This is a genomic window from Micromonospora foliorum, assembly GCF_022229015.1.
Lineage (GTDB): Bacteria > Actinomycetota > Actinomycetes > Mycobacteriales > Micromonosporaceae > Micromonospora > Micromonospora foliorum.
Genome location: NZ_JAKKFF010000223.1, coordinates 21,145 through 33,528, shown reverse-complemented (window position 1 = coordinate 33,528; position 12,384 = coordinate 21,145). Strand labels below are relative to the sequence as shown.

Below are 12,384 nucleotides of genomic sequence, written 5' to 3'. Positions count from 1 at the left end.
GGGTTGGACTTCCGCCGGTTGCAGTTCACCCCCGACCTGCTCCCCGCCGACGTCACCGGCTCCTTCCTCTACGACCAGCGCAACGGCGACTTCACCTTCCGGGCCGGCCCGGTCTTCACCAACCTGCTCCTCGCCGACGAGATCAACCGGACGCCGCCGAAGACCCAGTCGGCGCTGCTGGAGGCGATGCAGGAGAAGCAGGTGTCGGTGGAGGGTGTGACCTACAAGCTGGACGAGCCGTTCCACGTGCTGGCCACCGCCAACCCCATCGAGTACGAGGGCACCTACCCGCTGCCCGAGGCGCAGCTGGACCGGTTCCTGCTGCGGGTCTCGTTCGGTTACCCACAGCACGAAGAGGAGTGGGAGGTGCTGCGCCGTCGGATGAGCCGTCGCCGGGAGGAGGCGGACATCAAGGCGGTGGTCGACGCGGCAACTCTGCGGGCCATGCAGGCCGCCCTGGAGGACGTGGTGGTGGAGGACTCCATCGGCCGTTACATCGTGTCGCTCACCGCGGCCACCCGGGAGCACCCGTCGGTGCTGGTTGGCGCCTCACCTCGCGGTTCGCTGGCACTGCTGCTGCTGGCCCGGGTCCGCGCGGTGTTCGGCGGACGGGACTACGTGGTGCCGGAGGACGTCAAGTCGGTGGCGGCGCCCGCCCTGGCGCACCGGATCACCCTGCGTCCGGAGATGTGGTTGCGTCGGGTCGATCCGGCGTTCGTGGTGGGTGAGGTGCTGGAGTCGACGCCCGCCCCGGCCAGTGGCGCGCTGCCCAGCTACGCCGCCGGCGGGCCCCGGCACTGATGACCGGACCGACCGTGCCGAGGGCCACCGAAGCGGAATCGACTGCCGGTTGGGCGCCCACCCCGGCGCTCGGTCGCGCGGTGCTGCTCGCCGGCCTGCTGCTGGTGGCCGGCGTGCTGCTGGGTCGGGTGGACCTGATCGTGCTTGCCGCCCCGTTCGCGCTGGGCACCGCGTACGCGCTGCGACGGCGGCCCACGGCGCTACCGCAGGTGTGGATCACCCAGGGTGACGGCGGGCCGCTGGTCGAGGGTGGCGACGTGACCGCGGCGGTGACCGTCGGCAACCCGGACACGGTCGACTACGACCTGGTGGTGATGCGTTCCCGCGTGTCGCCGTGGCTGCGGATCGACCGGGCCGGCTTCGCCCACGACCAGGCCGTCGAGGACGGGGAGCAGAGCGCCGTGCCGGCGACCGGTGCGGCGGGCACCGGCGGGGGTCGTTCCGTCGCGGACCGGCCGTTCGTGACCTCGGTGCCGATCGACGCCGCGGTGGACCTGGAGTTGGCCGGCAAGGCCCTGCGCTGGGGTCGGCACCCGATCGGTCCCGCCGGTGCCCGGGTCGCCACGGCGGGTGGTCTGCTGGTCTCCCGGGCGGTGATCACCGAGCCGGTCCGGGTGCGGGTGTACCCGCGTACCGAGCCGTTCGAGGCGGTCGAGGCGATGCCCCGCGCCGCCGGCCTGGTCGGGGCGCACCACTCCCGCCGACCCGGGGAGGGCGGCGAGTTGGCCGGTGTTCGCGTCTTCGCCCCCGGGGACCGGCTGCGCCGGATCGACTGGCGGGTCTCGTTGCGGGCCCGGCAGTTGCACGTGGCCGCCACTCTCTCCGACCGGGACGCGGAGGTGGTGGTGCTGCTCGACGTGCTCGCCGAGGCGGGCCGCTCCGGTGGGGTGAACGGCGCCGCCTCGGTGCTGGACACCACCGTGCGGGCCACCGCCGCGATTGCCGAGCACTACCTGCACCGTGGCGACCGGGTCTCGCTGCTGGAGTACGGGCCGGCAGCCCGCCGGCTCCGGCCGGCCGCCGGGCGGCGGCAGTACCTGACCGTCCTGGAGTGGTTGCTCGACGTCCGGGTCCACGCGTCCGCGCACGAGCCGTACGACCAGGTCTTCGGCCCGCAGTTGCTCTCCTCGGACGCCTTGGTGGTGGTGCTCACCCCGCTGCTGGACGAGCGGTCGGCGCAGATGCTCGCCCGGCTGGCCCGCGGCGGACGGTTCGTGGTGGCGGTCGACACGTTGCCGACCGACCTGGCGTCGCCGAAGGACCGGGGTTGGGCCGAGGTGGCGTACCGGCTGTGGCGTCTGGATCGGGAGATCATGATCGGCCAGCTCCGGGAGCACGGCGTGCCTGTGGTGCGCTGGGCCGGCGCCGGCAGCCTGGACCAGGTGCTGCGGGATGTGGCCCGGTTGGCGACAGCCCCCAGGGTGGGTGGCCGGTGAACGGAAGGAGGCGGGTGCGGTGAGCGCGAGGAGTGAGCTTGCGAGCCCCGCAGTCGCGAACGAAAGGCGGGCGCGGTGAACGCCGTCGTGGAGCGGGTCCGGGCGGCGCAGTACGCCGTGTCCCGCGTCAGCGTGGCCCCGCTGCTGGTCCGGGTCGGGATCTTCGTCATCGTCTTTGCCGGGTTCGCCCTGGCGTTCCCCGTGGAGGTGCTTTCCGGCCGGTCGATCCTCTTCCTGGCGGTGGCTGCCCTGTTGCCGGCGTTCGGGCCGCGCCGGGTCTGGGCGACCTTCACGGCGTTGGTCACGGTCGGCGGCTGGCTGTTCGCCACCGACGGGTACGGCCGTCCGGTGGCCCTCTGGCGGCTGCTCGCCGTCGCGGCCCTGCTCTACCTGGGGCACACCCTCTGCGCGCTGGCCGCGCTGTTGCCCTACGACGCGGTGGTCGACCCCGAGTTGATCAGCCGTTGGTTGGTGCGGTCGGCCGCCGTGCTGTTGGGTACCGCCGTGCTCGGCGTGCTGTTGTTGCAGGCGGCGGGGTCGGGTGGGGGAGCCGGATACCAGTGGGTCACCGTGCTGGGGCTGCTGGTGGCGGTGGGGACGGCCGCGTTGCTGGGCTGGCTGCTGCGGCGTCGGTGACCACTGCGAACTGAGGGTTACGCAGGTCACATGGGTTGTGCTCCGTCACAGATGGGGGCCGCGAGCGGGATTACCTGAGCCGGCCGGGGAAAGATAGACGACGTGAATCCGAAGCGGATCCTTGTGGTTGGTGCCGGGCACGTCGGTCTGTACGCCGCCCTGCGCCTGTCGAAGAAGCTCAGCTCCCGTGAGGCTGAGGTCATGGTGGTGGACCCCCAGCCCCACATGACCTATCAGCCGTTCCTGCCCGAGGCGGCGGCGGGCAACATCTCCCCGCGGCACTCCGTGGTGCCGCTGCGGCGGGAGTTGCGCCGGTGCAAGATGGTGGCCGGCACGGTCACGCGGATCGAGCACGACCGCAAGGTGGCCACCGTGCAGCCGATCAGCGGCCCGGCCCGGGAGATCACCTACGACCACGTGATCGTGGCCCCGGGTTCGGTCTCCCGCACCCTGCCGATCCCCGGCCTGCACGAGCAGGGCATCGGGTTCAAGACCATCGGCGAGGCGATCTACCTGCGTAACCACGTGCTGGATCGGCTCGACGTGGCGGCTGCCACGCCGGATCCGGACGTCCGCCGTTCGGCGCTGACCTTCACCTTCGTCGGCGGTGGGTACGCCGGCATCGAGGCGCTCGCCGAGATGGAGGACATGGCTCGCGACGCCCTGCGCTACTACCCGGAGCTCAAGCAGGACGAGGTCCGTTGGGTGCTCGTCGAGGCCACCCAGCGGGTGCTGCCCGAGGTCGATCGGGACATGGGCGCCTATACCGTGCAGCAGCTGCTGAAGCGGAACATGGACATCCGGCTGGACACCCGGCTCGAGTCCTGCGTCGACGGGGTGGTCAAGCTCTCCGACGGTGACAGCTTCCGCTCCGACACGATCGTCTGGACGGCCGGTGTGAAGCCGTCGCCGATGCTGGACTCGACCGACTTCCCGCGCGACGACCGTCGGCGGATCACCTGCCTGCCCACGCTCCAGGTGGTCGACGGTGACCAGGTGGTCGAGGGTGCCTGGAGCGCCGGCGACTGCGCCGCCGTACCGGACCTGACCAAGGAACCGGGCAACTTCTGCTCGCCGAGCGCTCAGCACGCGGTGCGCCAGGCCGCCCGGATGGCCGACAACATCACGGCCGTGATCCGGGGTCGCGAGCCGGTGAACTACAAGCACAAGCACGTGGGCAGCGTCGCGAGCCTAGGCCTGCACAAGGGCGTGGCCCAGGTGTACGGGATCAAGATGACCGGTTGGCCGGCCTGGGTGATGCACCGGACGTACCACATGAGCCGGATCCCGTCGTTCAACCGCAAGGTCCGCGTGGTGGTGGACTGGTCGTTGGCGTTCTTCCTCAAGCGTGAGGTGGTCGCCCTGGGCCAGTTGCACGACCCGCGCGAGGAGTTCGCCGAGGCCTCCCAGCCGGTCGGCGCGCCCCGCGTCTGACCCCCACCTGCACAAAGGGGCCCCTTCCTGCCGTTTCTGGCAGGAAGGGGCCCCTTTGTCGCATCCGATGTCGGCCGCGCGCGCCGTCGTCAGACGCGCCAGGTCCAGGCGTCGGCGATCCGGGTGGATGGGCCGTAGAGCTGCTCCAGGGTTGCGCGCAGGCTCTCGGCGTGCGGGGCGTCGTCGGTGAGCGCCACGCAGGAGGCGCCCCAGAACTCCGCGTCGCGGGCGGCCTGGCGGCGCTGCTCGTCGCCGATGGCCGGTTGGTCGCCGCGCCGGGCGACATCCGCCAGGAGGGCGGAGGTGGGCTGCTTGAAGGTGCCCATCGCCGCGGTGCCGCCCCTGCCGTACGGGCCGATGAAGAAGCCTTCCGGCACCCCGAAACCGGCGTCGGCGGCGGTCGCCCAGCGCATCGGCCAGGGCTCCTTCGGGGTGGGCAGCGGCACCGGGACCAGCACCCCGCCCGGCGGTACGCACTGCCGCCAGTGGCCGCCGGTGATGAATTCCGGCACGGCCGGTCGGCCGGTGGTCGGCAGGGGCGTCGGGAAGATCGAAAGCAGCGCCACGCCGACGGCCAGTGGCACCAGCCGCCGGGCCCGACCGGAGCTGCGCAGGGCCTGGTCGACCGCGAGCACCAGCAGCGTCGCGACGATCGGCAGCACCGCCAGCGCGAACCGCATCGGCAACGCCCCGTCCACCACCGGCAGCCCTCCGATCAGGGCGTACGGGCCTGGGATCGCCGTCCTGGTGCCGCCGAGCACCACCTCCGGGCCGAGCGAGAGCGCCCCCATCACCAGACCCGCCACGACGCAGGCGAAGACCAACCGGCGTCGGCCGACCCAGATCGCGCAGACCGCGGCGACCAACAGCAGTGGCCAGCCGAGGAACGTGTTGTACTCGGCGGGACCGGTGGTCAGCCGGGCGGACTCGTCGCTGCCGGCCACCGACAGCGGGGAGAGCGTCCACCAGCTGCTCAGGTCGGCGGAGAAGTAGGCCGGGGCGAACATCCCGTCGGCGACCCCCTGCGGCCCGGCGAACTGGAACCACAGCGGATAGCCGACCACCAGCAGGGCGAGCCCGGCGGCGACCGCCATCCCGGCGGCGAAGCCGGGGAGCGCCCGGCGGGCCAGGTCCCGGTCCGACACGGCGTAGCTGACCGCCATCACCAACAGCGTGATGGCAGCGAGGAAGAGCACCTCCTCGCCGATGAAGACCTGTGCGGTGACCGCGCCGGCCAGCCCCGCCGCGGAGGTGAACAGTCGCCGACGATCCGGCCCGGAGGTTCGGGTACGGCCGGTCCCGTCGGGCGTTCCCGGCCCCGGGTCGGACGCCCGCAGCAGCCGGATCACCAGCCAGACGATCACCGGCACCAACCACTGGGCGGTCATGTGCAGGTGGCTGTTGGTCTGCGAGACCATGCCGGGTCCGAATCCGCACAGCCCACCGCCGAGTGCGGCGGCCACCCGGCGGGCGTGCAGCGTCCGGTGGAACAGCAGGTACCAGGCGAGGGCGGTGCCGGCGAGGTTGGCGGCGGCGAGCAGCGCGAAGGTGACCGGCGCGCCGAGCAGCAGGGTGACCGGGGCGAAGAGGACGCCGAGTGCGATCACCGTGGTGTTGGCCATCAGGTTGACGCCGTCGGGGGCGTTGAGCCGGTCGGTGAGCAGGTCGAAGTCGCCGAGCAGCGCGCGGGCGTCCACCGCCAGGAACCACTCGTAGAGGGTCTGGTCCTCCGGGTTGAGCGCCAGGGTGCGGGCGCCCGGGTCGGGCCACAGCCCCTGGGTGAGCCAGCCGGCCAGCGCCGCGAAGATCAGAGCGGCCAGCAGGTCGGCCCGGTGGCGGCGGACGGCGGCCAGCAGCCGGGTGGCCCGGGGTCGGCGGTTGACCTGATCGGCGAGGCGGAATGCCTGCTCAGGGGCGGCGTCGGGGGCCGTGGGGGCTGCGCTGCTCACGGCATCGACCCTAATGTGGCCACGCCGGCGGGGTACGCCGGGTCGCCGCAGACCGGCTACGGTGACACTGCACCAGGCGTGTCGGCGCGCCGGTGCCACTCGCCCGGGTGGTGGAAAGGCAGACACGGCCGCCTTAAAAGCGGCTGCCGAAAGGCGTGCGGGTTCGACCCCCGCCCCGGGCACCGGTCGACTCACACATTCTCATTCGTGATCTCCAGGACTTGGCTGTGCCGTTTACTCTTGGAGGGCACGTTCACGTGCAAACGACCCCCTGAGGGAGGCCAGACAGTGAAGACCTCGAACCCGGTGCTCGCCCGGCTCGGCCAAGCGGCCGAGCGGGAGCGCTCCGCCGGGTACGCCCCGGCCGGGCCGTACGGACAGCCCGGCATTCCCCAGCAGTACCCGTCCCAGGCCGGTTACCCGGCCGCGCCGCCGACCGTGGCGCCCATGACCGTCGACGACGTGGTCGTCAAGACGGTCGCTCTGCTCGGCATCCTCGGCATCACCGCCGCGGCCGCCTGGGTGCTCGTGCCCGACGCCCTGGTCGGTACCGCCTGGATCGGCGCGGCGGTGGTCGGCCTGGTCCTCGGCTTGATCATTTCGTTCTCCCGGATGGCCAACCCGGCGCTCGTGATCGCGTACGCGGTCGTCGAGGGTGTCTTCGTCGGCATGGTCAGCAAGGCGTTCGAGACGCGCTTCGACGGCATCGTGCTCCAGGCCGCCGCGGCGAGCTTCGGCATCTTCTTCCTGATGGCGATGCTCTACCGGGCGAAGGTCATCCGGGCCACCCCGGCCTTCGTCAAGGGCATGATCGCGGTGATGGTCGGCCTCTTCGCCGTCATGATGATCAACCTGGTGCTGGCGCTGTTCGGCGTCAACACCGGCCTGCGCGACGGCAGCCCGCTGGCCATCGGCTTCAGCCTGGTCTGCATCGTGGTCGCCTCGCTGAGCTTCGTGCTCAGCTTCAAGGAGATCGAGGACGGCGTCCGGATGGGCCTGCCGCAGCGCTACTCCTGGGTGGCCGCGTTCGGCATCCTGGTCAGCCTGGTCTGGCTCTACATCGAGATCCTGCGCCTGCTGAGCTACTTCCAGGGCGACGACTGACCTCGTCCGCACTGCCGACCGGCGCCCGTCCCCACTCCGGTGGGGGCGGGCGCCGTCGTCCGCGCCGTTTGCCCGCCGCCGCCGGTCCGCCCGGGGCAGAGTGACTGCGAGGGGGGTACGCGGGCGAAGGAGGCGGCGGTGCGCAGCAACAACCCGGTGCTCAACCGGCTGGACGAGACCGGCCGGGTGGAGGCCCGGGTGCTCGGCGCCCGTGACGTCGAGCCGATGACCGTCGACGACGTGGTGGTCCGTACCGTCGGGTTGCTGCTGGTGACCGGCGTGGCCGCCGCGGTGTCCTGGGCGGTGATCCCCGACGCGGTGTGGCTGGGCGCCGCGCTGGCCGGCAGCGCGCTCGCCTCGATCGCGCTGGTCCTGGTCATCTCGTTGCGGGCGATCACCAACCCGGTGCCGATCGTCGGCTACGCCCTTCTCCAGGGCCTGCTGCTGGGGGTGGCGAGCCGTACCTTCGAGCAGGTCTATCCGGGCATCGTGGTGCAGGCGGTGGCCGGCACCTTCGGCGTCTTCCTCGGCATGGCGGCGCTCTACCGGGCCCGGGTGATCCGGGCGACGCCCCGGCTGGCCCGCCTGGTGATCGGCACCCTGCTCGGCATCGCCGTGCTCAGCGTGGTCAACCTGGTGTCGTACCTGATCACCGGGCGACCGGGCCTGGCCGTCTACAGCGTCAGTGGGGAGGTCGGCTGGCTGCCGTACGCCTTCTCGGTGGTGGCCATCATCGCCGGGGCGTTCAGCTTCATCCTCGACTTCGACCTCGTCGAGCGCTCGGTGCGCGACGGTCGAGCCCGTCGGTACGCGTGGCTGAGCGCGTTCGGCCTGCTCACCGGGTTGGTATTCCTCTACTGGCAGCTGCTGCGGCTGCTCAGTTACCTGCGCCGCTGACCGGCCCGCCCCGACGCGGTAGGTGCCGGCCGTAGACTCGGCGGCGATGAGCGCAGCGGAGTTGGACAAGGCCGTGCAGTTGCTGGTCCGTCAGATCGCACACTGGCAGCAGCCCCGGTGGGCGGCGGTCGCGACCGCCGGCAACGTGTCCCGCGCCGACCTGGTGCACCGCCTCGTGCAGGAGATGGCCAACCTTGCCGCCGACGCCGAGGGGGAGCCGCGTCGGGTCGTGCCCCGGCTCGACAACGACCTGGCCCTGCCCGACCAGCTGCGGGTGGTCACGGCGGACCTGCTGGCCGTCGACCCGGGGGCCGAGGTGCTGACCCGGGCCGCCGCCGAGGTGACGGCGACCCGCGGCGCGCTCTGAGGGCAGCTCGCTCAGCTGAGCCGTTCGAGCACCATGGCCATGCCCTGGCCACCGCCCACGCACATGGTCTCCAGACCGATGGTCTTGTCGTGCCACTCCAGTGCGTTGAGCAGGGTGCCGGTGATCCGGGCGCCGGTCATGCCGAACGGGTGGCCGACCGCGATGGCTCCGCCCATCACGTTCAGCTTCTCCTCCGGGATGCCCAGCTGGCGGTACGAGGGGATGACCTGCGCGGCGAACGCCTCGTTGATCTCGACGAGGTCGACGTCGTCGATGGTCATGCCGGCTCGGCGCAGCGCCTGCCGGGACGCCTCGACCGGCCCGAGGCCCATGATCTCCGGCGACAGGGCGGTCACACCGGTCGAGACGATCCGGGCCAGCGGGGTGAGCCCGAGTTCCTCGGCCCGCTGGGCGCTCATCACCACCACGGCGGCCGCGCCGTCGTTGAGTGGGCAGCAGTTGCCGGCGGTGATCCGACCGTCCGGACGGAACACCGGCTTCAGGCCGGCGACCGCGTCGAGGGTGACGCCGGCCCGGGGCCCGTCGTCGGTGCTCACCACGGTGCCGTCCGGCGTGGTGACCGGGGTGATCTCCCGGGCCCAGAAGCCGTCGGTGATGGCCTTCTCGGCGAGGTTCTGGCTGCGTACGCCGAACTCGTCCATGTCGGCGCGGGTGACGTCGTACACCTGGGCCAGGTTCTCCGCCGTCTGCCCCATGGTCAGGTAGATGTCGGGCAGCTCACCGGCCTCGCGCGGGTCGGTCCACACCTCGGCGCCGCCCTGCGCGCGGCGCTTCGAGCGCTCGCCGGCCGACCCGAAGCGCGGGTTCTCCCAGCCGCCGCCGACCAGGGCCTGCGCCTCGGGCGGCAGCCCGTCGGAGCTGCCCCGGGCGTAGCGGGAGACCATCTCGACGCCGGCGGAGACGAACACGTCGCCCTCGCCCGCCCGGATCGCGTGCATCGCCATCCGGGTGGTCTGCAGCGACGAGGCGCAGTAGCGGGTCAGCGTGGCACCGGGGACAGTGTCCAGACCGAGGAGGGTGGACACCACCCGGGCCATGTTGAAGCCCTGCTCGCCGCCGGGCAGGCCGCACCCGAGGTAGAGGTCGTCGATCGTGGTCGGGTCGAGCGCGGGGATCTTGTCCAGCGCGGCCTGGACGATTGTCGCGGCGAGGTCGTCGGAGCGGACGTCGCGCAGGGATCCCTTGTGCGCCCGGCCGATGGGGGAGCGGGCGGTGGCGACGATGACGGCGTCGCGGGACGACTCAATCGGCATGGACCAACGTTAACCCGCCAGTAACATGGCGCGGAAGAAGCGGACGCGGCGGGAAATGTCACCCCTGGCCGGGAACGATCTAGCGTCGGGTCGTGGCCGCCGCCGCGGCGATGACGGCGGGCAGCAGCGCGTGCGCCCACACCCGGTAGCCGTCCGCGGAGGGGTGGAAGCCGTCCTGGCAGAGCGTCCCCGCGTCGGCCCGGAACACGGGCCCGGTCTCGGTGGCCAGGTCGACCACCGAGCCGCCCGCCTCCAGCACCGCCGTGGTCTGCGCGCGGGCCACCCGACGCCCGGCCCAGCCGACGACCTGGCGCAGTGGAGGCGCGATGGCACGCACCGCCCCGAGGTCGGGGCAGGTGCCCACCACCACCTCGACGCGTGCCTCACGCAGCCGGTGCACCGCCGCGCCGAGATAGGCCGCCGCGTCGGAGGGTCGGCGCAGCCCGGTGGCGTCGTTCGCGCCGATCAGGATCAACGCCACGTCGGGCCGCTCACCGAGCAGGGCCCGGGCCACCTGGGTGGCGAGGTCCGTCGAGCGGGACCCGGAGACGCCGACGCTGGACAGGTGCACCCGACGGCCGGTCGGCCCCTCGGCGAGCAGGTTGGCCAACTGCCCGCCGATGGTGTCCTCCAGACGGTCGACACCCACGCCCAGTGCCGACGAGTCGCCCAGCAGCACCAGTCGCAGGGGGGAGGCGCCCGCCCGGCCGATCGTGGCGCGTAGGGCCAGGCCCAGCTCCGGCTCGGCGTAGCGTCGGTGCCGGGCGACGAACGCCTCACCGGCGAGGACGGCGGCGCCCCCGACGGTGCCGGCGAGCAGCGAGAACGCCGCCGCCCGACCCAGTCGGCCGGCGAGGCCGGAGGTCACGCTCCGCGCGCTGCGCTCGTTCATGCCAGTCCCTCCACTGTCGAGGTGTCCGAGGCGGACCCCTGCTGCGGCACCGCGCCGACACCGAAGAACGCCCGTCGGCGCAGCTGCGCCCACCGGCCGGCCGGCCCTCGGTCGCGGCCCCGGACCTGGACGCCGCTGACCTCCGTGCCGGCGTGTCGAGCCGCCTCCTGCGCGGCCTCCGGCAGCGACCGTACGCCGTCGCCGCGGGTCGGTGTGGCCCGTCGTTCCGGGGTCGCGCCGAGGGCGGAGAGCATCGTCGGCAGGAGCGCGGCGGCGGCCATCGCGTACCCCTCGGCGGAGGGATGGAACCGGTCCCAGGCGAACATGCGGGTCGGCTCGGCCGCGAACCGGGGGCCGAGCAGGTCGCCGAGGGAGACCGTCCAGCCGCCCGCCTCGACCACGGCCACCGTCTGGGCCGCGGCGAGCTGGCGGCTCCAGCGGTGCGCCAACCAGCGCAGGGGCGGCTGGATCGGGCGGATCGCCCCCAGGTCGGGGCAGGTGCCGACGACCACCTCGCACCCCGCGTCGCGCAGGGTGTGCACCGCCTCGACCAGGTAGCGCACCGCCAGGCCGCGCGGGGTGCGGTTGGTGATGTCGTTGCCGCCGATGAGGATCACCGCGATGTCGGGTCGGCATTCCAGCGCCGCCTCCACCTGGTGGCGCAGCGCCGCCGAGATGGCGCCGACCACCGCGAAGCGGTGCAGCCGCACCGGCCGGTGCAGTCGACGGGACAGGCCGGTGGCGAGCAGCGCCCCGGGCGTCTCCCGACGGCGGTGCACCCCGTAGCCGGCCGCCGACGAGTCACCGAGCACGACCATGGTGAGCGCCGGACCGGGGAACTTCGCGCCGTACATCCCGTCGCAGCGCGGTGGCGGCGCCTCGGCCATCGGGATGGTCCGTCGAGCCTGGCGGGCCTGGCCGAGCAGCACCCCGCCGGTCGCCACCGCGGCCGCCGCGGTGGCGCCTGTCCCGATGGCTGCCAGCCGAACGAAACGCCGGGCCTGCCGCCAGCGCTCACCACCGGGTACGACGGAATGTGCCACCCCCATACCGCGACATTATCGCGCTGCCCCGACACGCCGCTGTCGTCGTGACGGCACCCGGGTGCCTGGAAACCGACGCGACGGGGTATCTGGGTGGGTGGGAGAGGCCGGCCGACTTGCGCCGACCCGCCACGCTGATCCGGCGGAGAGGAGCGCGACGATGGGTAAGACACTGAAGCGCAGCGCGGCGTTCACGGCCCTGGCGCGGGCACTGGCGGCCGGGGCGCGCAACGGGCCGTCGATCGGCACGCGGTTGGCCGCGCTGCCCCGGATGATCCGAGCCACCGCCAAGGGGGAGTACGACGGCGGCCTCCGGCTGGCCCTGATGACCGCGGCGACGGCGTACATCGTCTCGCCGATCGACCTGCTCCCGGAGATCCCGCTGGCGATCTTCGGGCTGGCCGACGACGCGGTCATGGTCACCTGGTTGGCCGGCAGCGTGCTCGCCGAGACCGATCGCTTCCTGGAGTGGGAGGCCCGCCGCAGCTCGGTCATCCCCGGGGGGCTGGTGCCCTGACGACACGTACGCTGGGCGTCGAGAAACGTCTTCC

General features: G+C 72.7%; 11 protein-coding genes, 1 tRNA gene and 1 pseudogene. 9 read left to right on the top strand and 4 right to left on the bottom strand.

Going from position 1 to position 12,384, the window contains the following annotated elements; translation table 11 throughout:
* From PSH25_RS17275 to PSH25_RS17260, 4 genes are all read left to right on the top strand, one after another.
* On the top strand, positions 1-801 hold an 801-nt coding region (locus PSH25_RS17275; protein WP_238660056.1), incomplete at its 5' end, for an AAA family ATPase.
* Positions 801-2,237: a DUF58 domain-containing protein gene (locus tag PSH25_RS17270; protein WP_238660055.1), complete on the top strand. Its 1,437-nt coding sequence runs from the start codon at positions 801-803 to the stop codon at positions 2,235-2,237. The genes PSH25_RS17275 and PSH25_RS17270, both read left to right, overlap by 1 nt.
* A 75-nt stretch (positions 2,238-2,312) precedes the next feature.
* Positions 2,313-2,873, top strand: a complete 561-nt coding sequence (locus tag PSH25_RS17265) for a hypothetical protein (protein ID WP_238660054.1) — start codon at positions 2,313-2,315, stop codon at positions 2,871-2,873.
* A 102-nt stretch (positions 2,874-2,975) separates the two neighbouring features.
* Positions 2,976-4,307, top strand: coding sequence for an NAD(P)/FAD-dependent oxidoreductase (locus tag PSH25_RS17260; protein WP_238660053.1), 1,332 nt, complete (start codon positions 2,976-2,978; stop codon positions 4,305-4,307).
* Positions 4,308-4,396: 89 nt separating this feature from the next.
* On the opposite strand, the gene PSH25_RS17255 is transcribed toward PSH25_RS17260, so the two are convergent.
* Positions 4,397-6,256: a hypothetical protein gene (locus PSH25_RS17255; protein ID WP_238660052.1), complete on the bottom strand. Its 1,860-nt coding sequence runs from the start codon at positions 6,254-6,256 to the stop codon at positions 4,397-4,399.
* 101 nt (positions 6,257-6,357) lie between these two features.
* Between PSH25_RS17255 and PSH25_RS17250 the strand changes: the two genes are divergently transcribed.
* From PSH25_RS17250 to PSH25_RS17235, 4 genes are all read left to right on the top strand, one after another.
* Positions 6,358-6,438: transfer RNA gene (locus PSH25_RS17250), tRNA-Leu, on the top strand.
* A gap of 106 nt (positions 6,439-6,544) precedes the next feature.
* Positions 6,545-7,360 carry a Bax inhibitor-1/YccA family protein gene (locus PSH25_RS17245; RefSeq protein ID WP_238660051.1) on the top strand — a complete coding sequence of 272 codons (816 nt, stop codon included), beginning with the start codon at positions 6,545-6,547 and terminating at the stop codon, positions 7,358-7,360.
* A gap of 138 nt (positions 7,361-7,498) precedes the next feature.
* Positions 7,499-8,257, top strand: coding sequence for a Bax inhibitor-1/YccA family protein (locus PSH25_RS17240; RefSeq protein WP_238660050.1), 759 nt, complete (start codon positions 7,499-7,501; stop codon positions 8,255-8,257).
* Between the two features lie 46 nt (positions 8,258-8,303).
* Positions 8,304-8,624: a hypothetical protein gene (locus PSH25_RS17235; RefSeq protein WP_238660049.1), complete on the top strand. Its 321-nt coding sequence runs from the start codon at positions 8,304-8,306 to the stop codon at positions 8,622-8,624.
* Between the two features lie 11 nt (positions 8,625-8,635).
* On the opposite strand, the gene PSH25_RS17230 is transcribed toward PSH25_RS17235, so the two are convergent.
* The 3 genes and pseudogenes from PSH25_RS17230 to PSH25_RS17220 form a co-directional block, all read right to left on the bottom strand.
* Positions 8,636-9,898 carry an acetyl-CoA C-acetyltransferase gene (locus PSH25_RS17230; RefSeq protein WP_238660048.1) on the bottom strand — a complete coding sequence of 421 codons (1,263 nt, stop codon included), beginning with the start codon at positions 9,896-9,898 and terminating at the stop codon, positions 8,636-8,638.
* 79 nt (positions 9,899-9,977) lie between these two features.
* Positions 9,978-10,790 (bottom strand): SGNH/GDSL hydrolase family protein, encoded by an 813-nt coding sequence (locus tag PSH25_RS17225; protein WP_238660047.1) that lies wholly within the window; start codon positions 10,788-10,790, stop codon positions 9,978-9,980.
* Positions 10,776-11,839: pseudogene (locus PSH25_RS17220) on the bottom strand (SGNH/GDSL hydrolase family protein); the annotation flags it as partial. The gene PSH25_RS17225 and the pseudogene PSH25_RS17220, both read right to left, overlap by 15 nt.
* Positions 11,840-11,993: 154 nt before the next feature.
* On the opposite strand from PSH25_RS17220, the gene PSH25_RS17215 reads away from it, so the two are divergent.
* Positions 11,994-12,350 carry a YkvA family protein gene (locus tag PSH25_RS17215; RefSeq protein ID WP_030328742.1) on the top strand — a complete coding sequence of 119 codons (357 nt, stop codon included), beginning with the start codon at positions 11,994-11,996 and terminating at the stop codon, positions 12,348-12,350.
* Positions 12,351-12,384 lie beyond the last annotated feature (34 nt).